Origin of the sequence: Jeotgalibacillus terrae (assembly GCF_016908195.1) — a bacterium.
In the GTDB taxonomy this organism is placed as follows: domain Bacteria; phylum Bacillota; class Bacilli; order Bacillales; family Jeotgalibacillaceae; genus Jeotgalibacillus; species Jeotgalibacillus terrae.
On record NZ_JAFBDK010000021.1, the window covers coordinates 23,061 to 39,823 of the forward strand.

The 16,763-nt window shown below is 45.7% G+C and carries 16 protein-coding genes and 2 tRNA genes; 16 read left to right on the forward strand and 2 right to left on the reverse strand.

Translation table 11 applies throughout. The features are described from left to right. Positions 1 to 9 precede the first annotated feature (9 nt). From JOD21_RS16370 to JOD21_RS16440, 15 genes are all read left to right on the forward strand, one after another. Complete coding sequence (locus JOD21_RS16370; RefSeq protein ID WP_204730645.1) at positions 10 to 969, forward strand: ribose-phosphate diphosphokinase; 960 nt, start codon at positions 10 to 12, stop codon at positions 967 to 969. A 410-nt stretch (positions 970 to 1,379) separates the two neighbouring features. After that, positions 1,380 to 2,045, forward strand: a complete 666-nt coding sequence (locus JOD21_RS16375) for a 50S ribosomal protein L25/general stress protein Ctc (RefSeq protein WP_204730646.1) — start codon at positions 1,380 to 1,382, stop codon at positions 2,043 to 2,045. 247 nt (positions 2,046 to 2,292) lie between these two features. Beyond that, the gene (gene pth / locus JOD21_RS16380; RefSeq protein WP_204730647.1) at positions 2,293 to 2,856 is read left to right on the forward strand and encodes an aminoacyl-tRNA hydrolase; all 564 of its coding nucleotides are present in this window, start codon (positions 2,293 to 2,295) and stop codon (positions 2,854 to 2,856) included. Positions 2,857 to 2,923: 67 nt separating this feature from the next. Further along, a complete protein-coding gene (locus tag JOD21_RS16385; RefSeq protein WP_041120779.1) occupies positions 2,924 to 3,151 on the forward strand; it encodes an anti-sigma-F factor Fin in 228 nt (75 codons plus the stop codon). A 56-nt stretch (positions 3,152 to 3,207) separates the two neighbouring features. Further along, the gene (gene mfd / locus JOD21_RS16390; protein WP_204730648.1) at positions 3,208 to 6,753 is read left to right on the forward strand and encodes a transcription-repair coupling factor; all 3,546 of its coding nucleotides are present in this window, start codon (positions 3,208 to 3,210) and stop codon (positions 6,751 to 6,753) included. A gap of 100 nt (positions 6,754 to 6,853) precedes the next feature. Then, complete coding sequence (gene spoVT, locus JOD21_RS16395; protein WP_204730649.1) at positions 6,854 to 7,390, forward strand: stage V sporulation protein T; 537 nt, start codon at positions 6,854 to 6,856, stop codon at positions 7,388 to 7,390. Between the two features lie 132 nt (positions 7,391 to 7,522). After that, the gene (locus JOD21_RS16400) at positions 7,523 to 9,094 is read left to right on the forward strand and encodes a putative polysaccharide biosynthesis protein (protein WP_204730650.1); all 1,572 of its coding nucleotides are present in this window, start codon (positions 7,523 to 7,525) and stop codon (positions 9,092 to 9,094) included. 1 nt (position 9,095) lies between these two features. Beyond that, positions 9,096 to 10,553, forward strand: a complete 1,458-nt coding sequence (gene yabN / locus JOD21_RS16405; RefSeq protein ID WP_204730651.1) for a bifunctional methyltransferase/pyrophosphohydrolase YabN — start codon at positions 9,096 to 9,098, stop codon at positions 10,551 to 10,553. Positions 10,554 to 10,566: 13 nt separating this feature from the next. Then, positions 10,567 to 10,827, forward strand: coding sequence for an RNA-binding S4 domain-containing protein (locus JOD21_RS16410; protein WP_041120784.1), 261 nt, complete (start codon positions 10,567 to 10,569; stop codon positions 10,825 to 10,827). Positions 10,828 to 10,884: 57 nt separating this feature from the next. After that, a complete protein-coding gene (yabP, locus tag JOD21_RS16415; protein ID WP_239581652.1) occupies positions 10,885 to 11,163 on the forward strand; it encodes a sporulation protein YabP in 279 nt (92 codons plus the stop codon). After that, positions 11,160 to 11,678 carry a spore cortex biosynthesis protein YabQ gene (gene yabQ / locus JOD21_RS16420; RefSeq protein WP_204730653.1) on the forward strand — a complete coding sequence of 173 codons (519 nt, stop codon included), beginning with the start codon at positions 11,160 to 11,162 and terminating at the stop codon, positions 11,676 to 11,678. The genes yabP and yabQ overlap by 4 nt, the downstream gene beginning before the upstream one ends. Positions 11,679 to 11,706: 28 nt before the next feature. Continuing rightward, on the forward strand, positions 11,707 to 12,114 hold the full coding sequence (locus tag JOD21_RS16425) for an FtsB family cell division protein (protein WP_204730654.1): 408 nt from the start codon (positions 11,707 to 11,709) through the stop codon (positions 12,112 to 12,114). A 145-nt stretch (positions 12,115 to 12,259) separates the two neighbouring features. Then, the gene (locus JOD21_RS16430; RefSeq protein WP_041120788.1) at positions 12,260 to 12,703 is read left to right on the forward strand and encodes a S1 domain-containing RNA-binding protein; all 444 of its coding nucleotides are present in this window, start codon (positions 12,260 to 12,262) and stop codon (positions 12,701 to 12,703) included. 173 nt (positions 12,704 to 12,876) lie between these two features. After that, the gene (locus JOD21_RS16435; RefSeq protein WP_204730655.1) at positions 12,877 to 13,326 is read left to right on the forward strand and encodes a DinB family protein; all 450 of its coding nucleotides are present in this window, start codon (positions 12,877 to 12,879) and stop codon (positions 13,324 to 13,326) included. A 19-nt stretch (positions 13,327 to 13,345) separates the two neighbouring features. Then, a complete protein-coding gene (locus JOD21_RS16440) occupies positions 13,346 to 13,579 on the forward strand; it encodes a hypothetical protein (RefSeq protein ID WP_239581653.1) in 234 nt (77 codons plus the stop codon). Positions 13,580 to 13,973: 394 nt separating this feature from the next. Here the strand turns inward: JOD21_RS16440 and JOD21_RS16445 are convergent. Next, positions 13,974 to 14,045, reverse strand: a tRNA-Glu gene (locus JOD21_RS16445). Positions 14,046 to 14,050: 5 nt separating this feature from the next. Next, positions 14,051 to 14,127 (reverse strand) — tRNA-Met (locus JOD21_RS16450). 194 nt (positions 14,128 to 14,321) lie between these two features. Here JOD21_RS16450 and spoIIE point away from each other — a divergent pair. Further along, the gene (gene spoIIE / locus JOD21_RS16455; RefSeq protein ID WP_204730656.1) at positions 14,322 to 16,730 is read left to right on the forward strand and encodes a stage II sporulation protein E; all 2,409 of its coding nucleotides are present in this window, start codon (positions 14,322 to 14,324) and stop codon (positions 16,728 to 16,730) included. Positions 16,731 to 16,763 lie beyond the last annotated feature (33 nt).

Here is a 16,763-nt window from a genome sequence, read left to right on the forward strand (position 1 = left end):
GAGGCTGTCATGTCTACTGAATATGCCAATTCTAAATTAAAAATCTTTTCACTGAATTCAAACCATAAGTTAGCAGAGGATATCGCTGAGTCAATCGGAACGAAGCTTGGGAAATGTTCAGTTACACGTTTTAGTGACGGAGAAATTCAAATTAATATTGAAGAAAGCATCCGTGGCTGTGATGTATTTGTTGTTCAGTCTACTTCAAGCCCGGTGAATGAAAACCTGATGGAGTTGTTAATTATGGTTGATGCACTGAAGCGTGCTTCTGCTAAAACAATTAACATCGTGATGCCTTATTACGGATACGCACGTCAGGACCGCAAAGCGCGTGCACGTGAGCCGATCACTGCAAAGCTGATTGCCAACCTGCTTGAAACGGCAGGCGCTACACGCGTCATCACACTTGACCTGCATGCACCGCAGATCCAGGGCTTCTTTGATATTCTGATTGACCATCTGCGCGGCGTACCAATCATCGCTGAATACTTTATGCAAAAGAACTTCAACCCTGATGAGCTGGTCATCGTATCACCGGATCACGGTGGTGTAACACGTACGCGTAAACTCGCTGAATATCTGAAGGCGCCAATCGCGATCATTGATAAGCGACGTCCTAAGCCTAATGTATCAGAAGTCATGAACATCGTTGGTAACGTTGAAGGCAAGACCTGTATTCTGATCGACGATATTATTGATACAGCAGGAACAATCACACTTGCTGCAAACGCGCTGATGAAAGTTGGCGCAAAAGAGGTATACGCAAGCTGTACGCACCCTGTCCTCTCAGGTCCGGCAATGGAGCGTATTAACGACTCTGCCATTAAAGAATTGGTTGTAACAAACTCCATCGCACTGTCAGAAGAAAAACAGGGCGGTAAAATTGTAGAACTTTCAGTAGCAGGACTGCTTGGAGAAGCCATTGTTCGCGTTTACGAACAGCAGTCTGTGAGTATGCTGTTTGACTAAAAGAAAAGCGGAAGCAGGCGTTCAGGAGCGTATGCGCTGGACTGAAGCGGATTAAGATAAAGGAAACACAGTGAACGAAGTGAGCTGATGTTGACTTATCTTAAGGAGCTGAGGGAAGCGCACTAGCCCCTGCCTGCTGGATCACGAAGAAACCGGCAGACACCACAACTCCATAACGTAATCTGGACATCCTTAAAAAGATCTTCAATTACTTTTAAGCAACAGACGTCCGGGAAAGGGCGTCTGTTGTTTTTAAATCGAAACAAAAAGTACGCTGAAGTCTTATTTAACACGGATTCCCATCAAAAAATCTCAATATTCTAGGGTTTAATTGTTCGGATGCAGGGTAATGTAGTGTATGGACAGCTAAAAAATTAAAAATTGAAATTAACTTTGGAAGGTGATTAGACATGAGTTCAGTACTAAAAGCAACGAAAAGAGAAGGATTCAAACATTCAGATTTAACAGCACTTCGCAGCGCAGGTAAACTTCCTGCTGTTGTATATGGTTATAAAGTTGAAAATACATCAATCTCAGTAGATGAAATTGATCTTGTAAAAACAATCCGTGAAGTAGGCCGTAACGGTATCATTGAACTTGATATCGAGGGTAACAAGCAAAAGGTTGTATTAAGTGATTACCAGAGCGACTTCCTTAAAGACGAAATTATTCACGCAGACTTCCTTGCAGTCAATATGTCTGAGGAATTAACTGTAGACGTAACAGTACATGTTGTTGGTGAAGCAGAAGGAGCGAGAGAAGGCGGCGTTGTACAGACAGTTCTTCATGAGCTTTCAATCTCTGCAAAACCGAACGACATTCCGGAATCATTCGAAGTGGATGTAACGGACCTGAATATTGGTGAATCATTCAGTGTGGAAGATCTGCGCAGCAAATATGACGTAACGATCAACCATGAAGATGACGAAACAATTGTTTCAGTTCTTGCCCCTCGCACAGAAGAGGAAATCGAAGAACTTGAAGAAGAAGTTGGTGCAGGTGAAGCTGGTTCTGATGATGCTGAAAGCACAGAAGAAACAGAAGGCGACGCTGAAACAGCTGAAGAAAAAGCATAAAATTCCGTTGAGGTCAGTCGTTGTTGTCTGGATAACAACAGCCAATTTCAACAGAGCAAAGATAAGCGCAACCTTTCTTATGGAGGTTGCGCTTCTTATCGTTTAAAATAGTATGTAGATTAATGTGATAGATCGTTTTAGCAAGGCTGTTGATTGGAGGTGCAGGTGGCGACTCCCTGCAGCAGAAATCAACAGCCCGACTTTAACAGCGCAAAAAAATGTTTGAACGTATACAGAGGTGTAAATAATGAAACTAATGATTGGTCTCGGGAACCCCGGGAAACCTTATGATAAAACAAAACACAATATCGGCTTCGAAGTCATTGATGAACTCGCAGAACGATGGAATGCTCCTTTAATGCAAACAAAATTTAAAGGCATCTTCAGTAAAGCAGTCGTGAACGGAGAAAAAGTCATCCTGTTAAAGCCGCTCACCTTTATGAATTTGTCAGGTGAAAGCATCCGGCCGCTGATGGACTACTTTCAGATCGAAATTGAAGATATTGTCGTCATTTATGATGATCTTGATCTTCCAATGGGTAAAATGCGCCTGCGTCAAAAGGGCAGCGCCGGTGGACATAACGGCATTAAAAGTACGATTGCCCATCTTGGTACGCAGGAGTTCAATCGAATCCGCATTGGGATTGACCGCCCGCCGCACGGTATGAAAGTGCCTGACTATGTGCTGAGCCGTTTTTCTAAAGAGGAATGGACAGAGATGGAGCAGGTGATAGCGAAAAGCGCTGTTGCATGCGAACGCTTTTTAGAAAAACCGTTTTTGGAAGTCATGAATGAATTTAATGGGGCTTAAGTGAATAACCCGCACACTTCCTGCTTATACTAGATTATCAGGCAGGACGTGAAGGGAGATGACACATTTGGCTGTTCATTATCATTGCCGGCACTGCAGAAGTGAAATCGGTACAATTGATTCGCCGCTGATGGATGCAGAGCGGCTTGGGCTGCACACCCTTTCAGCAGAGGAGCGTCGAAACATGATATCCTATACAGAAGGACATGTTCACATCCAGACAATCTGTGAGGATTGCCAGGAATCCCTTGAGAGGAATCCGGATTTTCATGAACTGGATCAATTTATACAGTAAAAGCTTTGGATCAGTATCCAAGGCATTTTTCTGTTTACATCCGGGAGGAGAACAACTTGAAAACGTTAGTAAACGGTTTAATAGAGGACCAGCAAATCAGGTCTGTTATAGAAGATTTGGATCTTGAGCGCGGGGAGCAGCTGTTATCCGGGCTTTCAGGATCTGCAAGAAGCACATTTATGGCAGCTGTCTATGAACAGCACAAGCGTCCGCTGATGATTGTGACGCCTAATTTGCTGAGCGCGCAAAAGCTGTACGATGACCTTGCGCAGTCTGTGGCTGAAGAGTCACTTTATATGTATCCAGCCAATGAACTGATCGCAGCAGAGATGAGTATCGCAAGCCCTGAGCTTCTGGCGCAGCGGCTTGAGGCGATGAATCATCTGGCTGTCAGTGGACGGGGCGTCTATATCGTACCGATGGCAGGCCTCAGAAAAATTGTACCGCCTAAAGATCAGTGGGTGAATCATCAATTCACCTTATCAATTGGACATGATATTGATGTGGACCAGACATTGTCTGCTTTAATAAAAATGGGTTATCAGCGCGCGGATATGGTAAGCAGTCCGGGCGAATTCAGCATGCGCGGAGGGATTCTCGATATTTATCCGCTGACATCTGATCCAGTCAGAGTTGAACTGTTTGATACGGAGGTTGATTCAATCCGTACATTCTCAGCGGAGGATCAGCGTTCAATTGAAACACTTCAGGAAGTCGCGATCGGACCGGCGGGCGAAATGATCATGGAAGCACCGATGCTTGAAAAGATTGCCGCCGAGCTGAGGAAGCGGCTTAAGGACAGCCTGAAAAGAGTAAAAAGCAAAGCTGTGAAAGAAACGATGGCAGAGCAGACTGAATACGATATTCACCTGCTTGAAAACGGTCGTAAACCTGATCAGCTATTTAAATATCAGTCTCTCGCTTATTCAAAAGCTGCGAGTCTCATTGATTATCTGCCTGAAGACGGCATTGTGATGTTTGATGAGATCAGCCGGATATTTGAAATGGATGAGACGCTTGAAAATGAAGAAGCAGACTGGACGGTATCGCTTCTTGAAGAAGGAAAGATGCTGCATGATATACATGTATCGCATAAGCTTTCAGAGTTGATGGCTGAGAAGCGTCAGAAGGTTTATTTTTCACTGTTCACAAGAAAGATTGCACATATGAATCCGAAGAAGGTTCATTCATTCTCGTGTAAGCCGATGCAGAGCTTCCACGGTCAGATGCATCTGCTAAAGGCAGAGATTGATAGATGGAAGAAAGGCAGATTCACAGTTGTGATGCTTGCGCCGGACGGACAGCGGATTGACAAGTTCGAACGGGTGCTCGCTGACTACGACATCGATGCTGTGATTGTCAAAGAAGGCGATCCGCTGATCCCGAATGCCGTGCAGATTGTGAGCGGTTCTCTTCAGTCAGGCTTTGAGCTGCCGATGAATAAGCTTGCGGTGATGACAGAAGAAGAGCTCTTCCGTCAGAAGACCAGAAAGAAAAAACGCCGTCAGAAGCTCTCGAATGCTGAGCGGATTAAAAGTTATTCTGAACTGAAAGTCGGGGATTTTGTCGTTCACGTCAATCACGGAATCGGAAAATACCTCGGCATTGAAACGCTTGAGATCAATGGTCTTCATAAAGACTATTTAAATATTCACTATAAAGGTAATGATCAGCTGTATGTGCCGGTGGACCAGATTGATCTGGTGCAGAAGTATGTCGGCTCTGAAGGCAAAGAACCGAAGCTTTATAAGCTTGGCGGAACTGAATGGAAGCGTGTGAAGTCCAAGGTTCAGTCAACAGTTGCTGATATCGCTGATGATCTGATTAAGCTTTATTCTGAGCGGGAGACGGCAAAAGGGTATGCGTTTACAGAAGACACTTCTGAACAGCGGGACTTTGAAGCAGCTTTCCCTTATTCAGAAACGGAAGATCAGCTGCGTTCAATTGAAGAAATTAAAAAAGACATGCAGCGTGACCGCCCGATGGACCGGCTTTTGTGCGGTGATGTTGGATACGGCAAAACTGAAGTCGCGATCCGTGCTGCTTTTAAAGCTGTGATGGATGGCAAGCAGGTTGCCATTCTTGTACCGACAACGATTTTAGCACAGCAGCATTATGAAACGATGATTGAGCGGATGCAGGACTTCCCGGTGAATGTCGGACTGATGAGCCGGTTCAGAACGAAAAAGCAGCAGGAAGAGACCATGAAAGGGCTCGCTTCAGGATCTGTCGATATTGTCGTCGGTACGCACCGTCTGCTGTCCAAGCAGATCAAGTACCGTGATATTGGCCTGTTAATCATTGATGAAGAACAGCGCTTTGGGGTAACGCATAAAGAAAAAATCAAGCAGCTGAAAACGAATATTGATGTACTGACACTGACTGCTACACCGATCCCGCGTACGCTGCATATGTCGATGCTTGGCGTAAGAGATCTTTCTGTTATTGAAACGCCGCCTGAAAACCGATTCCCGGTTCAGACGTATGTGATGGAATATAACGGTGCGCTGATCAGAGAAGCAATTGAGCGGGAAATGGCGCGGAATGGACAGGTCTATTTCCTTTATAACCGGGTTGAGGATATTACGAAAAAAGCAGATGAGATCGCTTCACTTGTACCTGATGCGCGTGTGGCAGTTGCTCACGGCCAGATGACTGAAACTGAGCTTGAATCTGTTATTTTTCAGTTCCTTGAAGGGGAATATGATGTACTTGTGACAACAACCATTATTGAAACAGGCGTGGATATTCCGAATGTCAACACGCTGATTGTGTTTGATGCAGACAGAATGGGATTATCACAGCTTTATCAGCTGCGGGGACGTGTCGGCAGGTCTAACCGAGTCGCATATGCTTACTTCACTTACAGAAAAGACAAAGTGCTGACTGAAGTGGCTGAACAGCGGCTTCAATCAATTAAAGAATTCACAGAGCTCGGTTCAGGATTTAAAATTGCAATGCGTGACTTGAGTATCCGGGGAGCCGGAAATCTCCTTGGTGCCCAGCAGCATGGCTTTATCGATTCTGTCGGTTTCGATCTGTACTCGCAGATGCTGAAGGATGCGATTGAAGAGCGTAAAGATCTTCTTCCAGGAAAGCAGCAGGATGAGAGCCGTGAAAAGCAGCAGGCAGTGGAGATTGATCTTGATATTAAGCAGGATGCGTATATTCCTGAAAGTTATATTCCCGATGGTCATCAGAAGATCGAGATGTATAAGAAATTCCGCGGTCTGACAACGATCGATGAAGTACTTGAACTCAAAGACGAAATGATCGACCGTTTCGGCGATTATCCTGATGAAGTGCATAACCTGTTTCAGGTCGCTGAAATTAAAGCGTACGGTTATGAAGTCGGGCTCGAGACGATTAATCAGACAAAAGACGAAGTTAAAATCGAGCTGAGTGAAGATGGCACACAAAAAATAGATGGTGCTAAAGCTTTCGATATCACTAATGAATACAAGCGTAATGTCGGGCTTGGTTTTGAAAACAACAGGCTCCGGATTACATTTAAAATTAAGGGTCAGAAGCCTGAAGCGTGGTTTACAATGATTCACCGCGTTCTCTCACGTCTGCCTGAAACACTCAAAGAATCCGCTTAAGGAACACCTGTTTTTACAAAAACTTTTAACAAATCGTATAAATCTCAGGATTTGCCGGATACTATCGTTAAAAGCAGCTGTAAAAGAAGGAGAGAGTCCGATGAAAGCTACTGGTATTGTGAGACGGATTGATGACCTGGGACGTGTTGTGATCCCAAAGGAAATCAGGAGAACATTAAGGATCCGTGAAGGAGATCCGCTTGAGATCTTTGTGGACAGAGACGGGGAAATCATTCTGAAAAAATATTCACCGATTCACGAGCTTGGCAACTTTGCAAAAGAGTATGCTGAATCACTGTATGACAGTCTTCACCATGCTGTGCTGATCTGTGACAGAGACCATTTTATCGCGGTCGCAGGCGCATCTAAAAAAGAATTTCTGAATCGCAGGATCAGTTCCCACACTGAAGAGATGATGGATGCGAGAAAAACGATGATGAAAGAAGAGCCGTTTTCAATGGAGCTTGTTGAACATAACGAAGAGGAGCTCGCCTCACTGGCTGCTTCCCCGATTATCGCATCGGGAGACCCGATTGGCGCAGTGCTTGTATTCTCAAAAGACCATGCGCTGACTGAAGTTGACTTAAAAGTTTGTGAAACAGCAGCCCGCTTTTTAGGGCGGCAGATGGAAACATGACCATATCCGGCACGCCGGATATGGTTTTTTTTACATATAACTGCATACTGCGGCCTGAAAAGACATTCTTTTCACCCTTTGGTATAATAAATAATCAGTGAACGTGATCGAAGTGAAAGAGAGGGCAGCTGAATGTCGCATGCTTCTCAGTCAATGATGAAAGGCGCAGCGATTTTGACATTTGCTGCGCTATTTTCAAAAGTATTAAGTGCACTCTACAGGGTGCCGTTTCAAAACCTTACAGGTGATACGGGTTTTTATATTTATCAGCAGGTCTATCCTTTTTATGGGCTGTTTATTGCGCTGTGTACATATGCTTTCCCTGTTATGATCTCAAGCATTTTAATTGAGCGGGAGCATGAACGTAAAAGAGTATTAAAACTGATGACGCTGTTTTTAACCGGAATCGGCTTTTTGCTGTTTCTTATCCTTTATACAGGAGCGGGTCTGATTGCAGATTTTATGGGAGACCCCGAGTTAAAGCCGCTTATTGCCCTTTCAGCATGGCCATTCCTGCTGCTGCCGCTTTTATCAGGAGGTAAGGGGTGGTTTCAGTCGCAAAGCAATATGATCCCGTCAGCGGCTGCCCAGGCGGTTGAGCAGACGGTGAGGGTCATTGTCATCCTTGCTGCTGCATTCGTACTGACAGGCAGCGGGGCTTCACTTTATACAGTCGGAGAAGGTGCAGTAGCCGGTTCAATTGCCGGCGTTACAGCAGGTATTGTTGTATTACTCTTTTTTGCACGCAGACAATTCTCAGGTGATAAACAGCCTCTGAAGCTGCAAAAGGGAGATATATCACTGCTGAAAGTGCTGTTGGTCAGAGGGACAGCGATTGCGATGGTCAGTATGCTGCTGGTGCTTTATCAGCTTGTTGATGCGTTGAATGTCTATTCCCTGCTGACAGGATACACCGGGGATGCCGGAGAAGCGAAGAGTTTAAAAGGGATCTATGACAGAGGTCAGCCGATCATCCAGATGGGTGTTGTAGCGGCGACTTCCCTTTCGCTGGCGATTGTCCCTGTGATTGCTGCTGATTATGAGAGAAGCAAGCATGATCAGGTAAGGCGTAAAGCAGCTCTGGCACTGAAAATGGGACTTGTCTTTGGGGCAGCTGCCTGCGTGGGACTGATCAGCATTATGAGTCCGCTGAACACATTTTTATTTCAAAACAATGATGGCACCGCTGTCTTATCAATACTTACACTCTCTGTTTTACTCACATCAGTGATTGTGACGGTAAACGCTGTATTGCAGGGAGCGGGAAGTTATCATACAGCAGCCTGGACGGCGGCGTTCAGTTTATTATTAAAGTATGGCTTGAATATGGTGCTGGTTCCATACATGGGAACTGGCGGCGCAGCTGTTGCGACTGTTTTATCATTAGCGGCAGTTGCAGCTGTGCTGATCGTGAAGTTTTATCAGAAAATCGGCTTGCGGCTGGGAAAGCCTTTTTATATCAGGCTTTCATCAGGACTTGCCGTAATGGCAGCAGGTGTGGCAGTTTTACTGTTGATATGGACACCTGAAACGCGTCTGTCGGCCGGGCTTGCTTCTGTAACATCAGCGGTTGCCGGCGCTTACTTATTTTTTATCACCAGCTGGTCCACTGGCTTATTTACAAAAGACGAACTTGGCCAGATTCCGCTTGGCGGGAAAATTGACCGTTTATTTGGCAGAAGGATAGAGAAAGGGGCAGATTAATTTGAAACAGATTACAGTGATCGGTCTTGGTGCAGGAGACCTTAATCAGCTTCCGCTTGGCATATATAAGAGGCTGACAGCAGCCAAAAAGCTGTTTGTACGTACTGCAGAACATCCCGTGCTGACTGAGCTGTCAGCTGAAGGAGTCGTATATGAGTCATTTGACGAGATCTATGAAGCGCATGACCAGTTTGAGGCGGTCTATCAGGATATTACTGACAAGCTTGTGCAGTTAGCGGCAGAAGAGCCGGTTTTATATGCTGTGCCAGGTCATCCGCTCGTAGCGGAGCAGACGGTACAAAATCTTCTCGCGCTTCACAAAGAAGGAGAGATCAGTGTCACCATTGAAGGTGGGCAGAGCTTTCTGGACCCGCTTTTTACAGCAGCCGGTTTCGATCCTGTAGACGGCTTTCAGCTGCTTGACGGCACTGCGCTCGAGAGTGAATCCATTAAGCCTGAACAACACGTCATTATCGGACAGGTATACGACGGCATGACAGCTTCAGACGTCAAGCTCGAACTGATGAATAAATATCCCGATGAGCATCTCGTAAAAGTGATCACAGCAGCCGGTTCCAAGGCAGAGGAGATCCGCACAGTGAAGCTGTATGAACTAGATCACGGCATGACGCTTTCAAATCTGACGAGTGTGTATGTACCGCCACTTCAAAAAGAAGAAGACTTTTACGGGGAATTTTCAAAGCTCAGAGAAATTATCTCGATTTTACGAAGCCCTGTAGGCTGTCCATGGGACCGTGAGCAGACACATGAATCACTGAAGCGCTATCTGATTGAGGAAACATATGAATTTCTTGAAGCTGTGGACCGCGGTGATATAGACGACATGATTGATGAGCTTGGCGACGTCCTGCTGCAGGTCATGCTGCATGCGCAAATTGGTGAAGATGACGGCTATTTTGATATCAGAGATGTCATTCAGAGCGTCTCATCTAAAATGGTCCGCCGTCACCCGCACGTATTTGCAGATGTCAAAGCAGAAACAGCAGATGATGTGAATGACCGCTGGCAAAAGATCAAAGAAGAAGAAAATGGTGGTGCACCGTCAAGATTACTTGATAAAGCCGGAACCGGACTCCCGGCACTGATCCAGGCTTATGAAATTCAGAAGAAAGCTGCGAAGGCAGGGTTTGACTGGGACGATCATGCTGACGCCTGGGATAAGTTCGAAGAGGAGTGGCAGGAGTTCCAGGAGGAAGTGGCCAATGGTGATAAAGAAGCCAGCCTTCAGGAGTTTGGAGACGTCCTGTTTGCGCTTGTTAACGTATCAAGATTCCATGGCATTTTTCCTGAAGAAGCCCTTGTTATGGCAAACCAGAAATTTATCAGCCGTTTTCAATTTGTCGAAGACAGGGTAAATGAATCAGGAAAGCCTTTTGGCGCATTCAGCCTTGGAGAGCTGGATGAATTCTGGAAGCAGGCAAAACAACACGGATTATAAAGGAGCAGATCATATGCGTTTGGATAAATTCTTAAAAGTCTCACGTCTCATTAAGCGGAGAACGCTTGCAAAGGAAGTAGCAGACCAGGGACGGATTCAGATCAATGGCAATACAGCTAAAGCAAGTGCAACAGTTAAAGAAGGCGATGAACTGGTCATCCGTTTTGGCCAGCGTATTGTCACGCTCTCAGTCGACCGCCTGATGGAAACGACTAAGAAAGAAGAAGCGGGCACGATGTATACGATTAAAAAAGAAGAAAGAGTCAACGAATAAATCACCTTCACCGGCATAAAATGAATTAAGGTTTTTAATTCAATGCGGGGTGAAGACATGCCAGTTGAGCAAAAACGCCATCACGAAGTCCGTATGACGGGAAGAGAAGATATGTCAGTCACTGGTGTGAAACAGCTTGAGCGCTTCGATCAGGATGAGTTTCTGATTGAGACCGTCGAAGGTGAGCTTTCTGTGAAGGGGAACGGCCTGAAGCTTGTGAATCTGGATCTTGATAAAGGGGTGGTGTCATTAAAGGGGAAAGTAGACCACGTCCTTTATCTCGATAGCGTCAGTAAAGAAGCTTCAAAAGGTCTGCTGGGTAAACTGTTTAAATGATCGTGGAAGAACAGCTTCGCATCTTTCTTTCAATGATGGCTGCAGGTTTTTTTACCGGTTTTTGTGTCACATGTCATGAACGCTTTATCATAAAAGAAAAAAAGGGAATGTGGCGCTTCTTCCCTGACCTGATTTTCTGGCTTGGACAAGCACTGGTCATTTTTTTGATTTTATTTGCGTTAAATGGAGCCGAGCTGCGCTTGTATATGATGGTGGCGCTCTTGATTGGCTTTGCACTTTTCTGGAAACTGGCAAGGACTTTCACGCTCAGCGTATTGAATTGGCTGGCGTGGCTGTCGATTAAAACCATCACGATTTTTCTGCTGCCTTTTAAATGGGTCTGGCTGCTGGTAGTACTGATATTAAGCGCTATGTGGCGCTTGCTGTCACTATTAGGTAGGCCTTTTCACCCGATTTCACTGTTTCTTCAAAAAAAAGCGTCAATTCTTGCGAAAAAGATAAAAATATGGCTTAATCTGTTATATAATAGGATAAATAACAGGTATGATCACTAATTGACGCAAAGGAGGTAAGCAGCTATATATGGAAAAGCCGCGCAGGAACGTGACGTCCCTTGACAATCAGTATACAGCAGAGCGGGAAAGAACCGAATCTAACCGCCAGTCCCACAAAAAGAGACTCGCCAGACGCCTGACTGCCTTTTTTATCATGGCGGCTACAGTAAGTGGCGTGCTGATCTCATCAATGGTGACGCAAGCCAGTGTACTCGAGGACAAACAAAACGAAAAAGCACAACTTGAAGAAAAAATTGTCGAACTTGGGAAACAGGAAGACCATTTAAGAAATGAAATTATTAAGCTTAATGATGATGAATACATAGCCAAGCTTGCAAGAAGAGATTATTTTCTCTCTGAAAGTGGAGAAATTATTTTCACCATCCCGGAAGACCAGCCTGCAGCTAGAAAAGAGCAGAGTGACCCGGCAGAATGATGCGGTGTGGAGTAAGTTATTTTCATCAACACAAAAAATAAAAATGGCAGATTGAGTGTCACGATGTTGACACTCTTTTTTCTGTTTGGCTATAATGGGAAGTAAGGTCTATTTTTTATTTATTCTAAGGAGGATCATTTTTTTTATGTCAATCGAAGTAGGCAGCAAAGTAAAGGGTAAAGTGACTGGGATCACTAATTTCGGGGCGTTTGTTGAATTGCCTGGCGGTTCAACAGGGCTGGTACACATCAGTGAAGTTGCGGATAATTATGTTAAGGACATCAATGACCATCTGACAGTTGGGGACGAAGTCGAAGTAAAAGTCCTGAACGTAGAGAGCGATGGCAAAATCGGCTTATCAATCCGTAAAGCAAAAGATCAGCCACAGCAAAGTCAAAGCCGCCCTCGGCCAAATCGTGGAAACGATCAGCGCGGTGGAGGCCGTGGAGGAAACTCGAGTGCACCGCCACGTGCAGAGAATTTCGAACAAAAGATGGCTCGTTTCCTAAAGGATAGTGAAGACCGTCTGACTTCTCTTAAGCGCCACACAGAATCAAAACGCGGTGGACGCGGAGCGAAAAAAGGTTAATAGCTGCCGAAAGTCATTATAAAAAGGCATCAATTACAGTGATCATACGATAGATATACAACCGGTGTGCAGGTGTGCATGCCGGTTTTTTTGTGTGTCCGGATGTAAAATAGAGGAATAAAGATGCCTGTGTCGAAGTGGATAGGAGTGAATAACCTGAGGAGGTAAACAATATGACAATTGATGAATGGCTTGATGAACATAATCAACAGTATTTCTCATGGCTTGAGGGATTAAGAGGAATGGATCGTGCAGCATTTTTTCAGCCGGTTTCAGAAGGAAAGTGGTCTCCTGCAGCGATTGTGATGCATATGGCTGCCTGGGATCATTACACACTTGATCAGAGAATTCCGAACATCAGGGAAGGCGTGAAGCTTGAGAATAATCCCGACTTTCAGCAATTTAATGAGCAGGCATGGAAAAAGGCTGATAGCGGGCTGAGTCAAAGTGACATTATTGATGAAGCCAGAAATGAACGGGAACTTTTAATGGAAACGATTCGTACAATGGATAAGGACAAGCTGGATGCTGTGTTTTCAATCGGGGACGAGTCATTGAGCTTAAAAGGGTATATCACAGATTTTGCGTGGCATGATCAACATCATATGAAACAGATTAACTGACAAAGGAGAGGTGCAGATTATGGATATTATTGGGCTGGTAACAATTGTCATGGTGTTCTCGGTTCCACTGACTGCGATTATGACGACACATTTTCGCAAACAGACGCGGTCAAAGCATGAAATCATCGACAAACAGCTTGAGCTTGAAAAGATGAAGCACGAGAATTATATGTTAGAAACGGAAAAGCTTCGTCTGGAACTTGATTTACGTCAGGGGATTAAGATGGAAGATGATTATAAGCGGCTGAGTTAGATGGTGAAGACAGTACGGGAATGGACTCCGTGCTGTTTTTTGGTTTTACCGGCTGGCGTAGTGTGCGACAGGTGAGTGAAATTTGTCTGTATGGCTGAGTGTGCTCCGGTAAGTTTTATTTCTATGGGCTTTTGAGTTAATTAAGTGACCTTTTGGAATAATAGCGTCAGCTTTAGCGATTATTCTCTCACCTCTCAGGTCGATTCGATATGCCATGATTCATTCGATCATCTTAGAGATTAATTCTACCACCAATTTCATTATTCAATCAGGTCGACTCTTTATTCGATCACCTTTTTTCTAAGGGCCGTTGCCCACTGCATAGAAAAAACGCCCGTCCAGCTCCCAGACCTGAGTCTGTCGGAGCTAAACGAGCGCCTTCCACTTTTCTATATGACCCGTACGGGATTCGAACCCGTGTTACCGCCGTGAAAGGGCGGTGTCTTAACCACTTGACCAACGGGCCTCATATGGTGGCGGCAGAGGGGATCGAACCCCCGACCTCACGGGTATGAACCGTACGCTCTAGCCAGCTGAGCTACGCCGCCATTAATTGAAGCACAAGTTATATAATACATAGCGCGTCATGAAGTGTCAATATTTTTTTCGCAAATTTATACTCGTACATTTAGCAGGAATCCGTCGAACATTTTTGTGTGCCAGCTATGCTATTTTGACAAACTCTTTTGTTCTGATCTTTTTATAATAGGCCCAATAAGAAATGAAGGAGTGGACCTGCAAGATGGCAAATGTGCATGAAGCAAATTTTGAACTCACAAACGCGCTCGCTCTTAACAGATCAAGAAAAAAAGAAGGCAGGAAACTGAATGTGATGAAATGGTTGTACGACAAAGGAATCTTTCATCTGCTGGCAGGGTTTATGCTTGGCCGTGCAGTAGTGATGGTTCAGTTTATGCCATTTGCACTGCCGTTTTTTGCTGCAGTTATGATCATGCAGCGCCAGAAGTCTCCTTATACATTTGCCGGTTTGACAGCGGGGGCTGCTGCACTTGGTCTGCTTCCCGGTCTTTACACAGCTACGATCCTGCTGCTTTACTATGTCAGCTTCGGTTTACTCAGGAAGTATGCGGGCAACCAATTTGTAGCAGCCGGTCTGGCAGCGGCTGTCACCGGGGTGGTCAGGACGTGTTATACCTGGGCGCTTCAGCCGCTTGACTGGATGACAGGATTTTATATTCTGGCAGAAGCGGCGATGACTGGTGTCCTGCTGCTGATTTTTTTGCAGAGTTTTCTCGTATTAACAAAGGGAAGGCGAAGCGCTTATTCCCATGAAGAACTTGTCGCGCTATCTGTGCTGGCTGCCTGCATTGCGCTTGGTCTGACAGGGCTCATGGCGGGGGATCTGGTCATCAGTCACGTGGCTGCGCGCTATGTTGTGCTGGCTGCTGCACTTTCAGCAGGGGCACTTGTCGGGTCTACATCAGGCGTTGTGATCGGTCTTTTATTCTGCCTGGCTTCATTTGCATTTATTCCGGAAGTGGCGCTGTTAGCAGTAGCAGGGCTTCTTGGGGGTCTGTTAAAAAGCGGCGGGCGTGTGGGCGTGGTAATTGGTTTAATGCTCGCAACGCTGCTGACTGGATTGATGATGGAGAATCCTTTACGACTCGAATATTCATTATATGAATCTGCAGTTGCTGCGCTGCTTCTTTTTCTGACGCCTTCAGTATGGGTGCGTGCTTTAGCTCGGCACATTCCCGGTTCTGAAGAATATGCAGAAGAACAGCAGCAGTATGCCAAAAATGTGAGGGACACGACAGCTGAAAAAGTGGAGCACTTCTCAGCTGTTTTCAAAAAACTCTCAGATAGTTTTTCCGATACAGAGCCGCCGGCAGAATTTGAAGGCGCGGCTGATCAGCTGATTGGACAGGTCACGCAGCAGACGTGTGATCATTGCTTCAGAAAAGAATTCTGCTGGTCTGAGCATTTTGACCGTACATATGAATGGATGACCTCGCTTGCAACCAGGGGTGAACCTGAATCTGACTGGACCTCTTACTGCGTGAAATCTGTTGTGATGAAGCAGGAGTTTGAGCGATACCACCAGGAAAAAGCCGTCAGTCAGCTGATGCAGCAGCATATGCAGGAAGGAAACCGGTTTGTCGCCAGACAGCTTTCAGGGCTTGCGGATGTCATGAATCAATTCGCAAGCGAGCTTCAGCGTGAGACGATGCAAAATGATGAGCAGGAAGAGAAAATTATAGAGGAACTGCAGGAGTATGGGGTGCGGGCTGATCAGGTGACGATTCATTGTCTGGAGACGGGGAGGGTGGACCTGGATATATTACTGCCGTTTCAGGAAAAGCACGGTGAGTGTGACAAGCTGATTGCGCCAATGCTGTCTTCTATTTTGCATGAAACTGTTGTGGTCTATCAAAAAGGGGACCTCCCGCCGCCGTATTACGGTACGGCCGCTACTTTCCGGTCCGCTAAAGCCTTCCTGGTTCAGTCAGGTGTTGCGCATGCCGCCTACGCAGGAGGACTTGTATCAGGGGACAGCTGTACCGCTGTGCCCATTCACGAAGGTAAGTTTGCCGCTGCGATCTGTGACGGGATGGGTAACGGGCAGAAAGCCAGGAAGGAAAGTGAGGAGACGATCGGGCTTTTAGAAGAAATGCTGAAAGCTGGGATAGAAGAAGAACTGGCTATCAAATCAGTTAATTCTATTTTGACTGCTAAAAGAACGGGTGATATGTATTCAACTGTTGATCTAGCGATGATTGATCTACAGCATGCAGGGGCAAGGTTTTTGAAGGTGGGGGCTGTTCCTAGTTATGTGAAGCGGGGCAGGCAGATTCAAATGATTGAGGCTGCCAATCTGCCGCTTGGTTTCTTTCATGAAATGGAGATGGACGTGCTTGAGTATCAGTTAAAGGCTGGGGATATGCTGTTTATGATGAGTGACGGGCTGATGGATGGCCTGCGTTCCATAGAGAATTCGGAGAGGTGGATGCGGCGTCAGATCTCAGAGCTTGTGACAGCAGATCCCCAGGAAGCCGCTGATCTACTTGTGGAGGCCGCCGTGCGGGCAGCAGGCGGGTCCATCAATGATGATATGACAGTAGTGGCTGTAAAAGTGGATCATCAGCAGCCGAAATGGGCAGCCATTCCTTTAAAAAGGAGTACAGGATAAGATTTGCATGACCCTCTCTGTCTTCCTGTATAC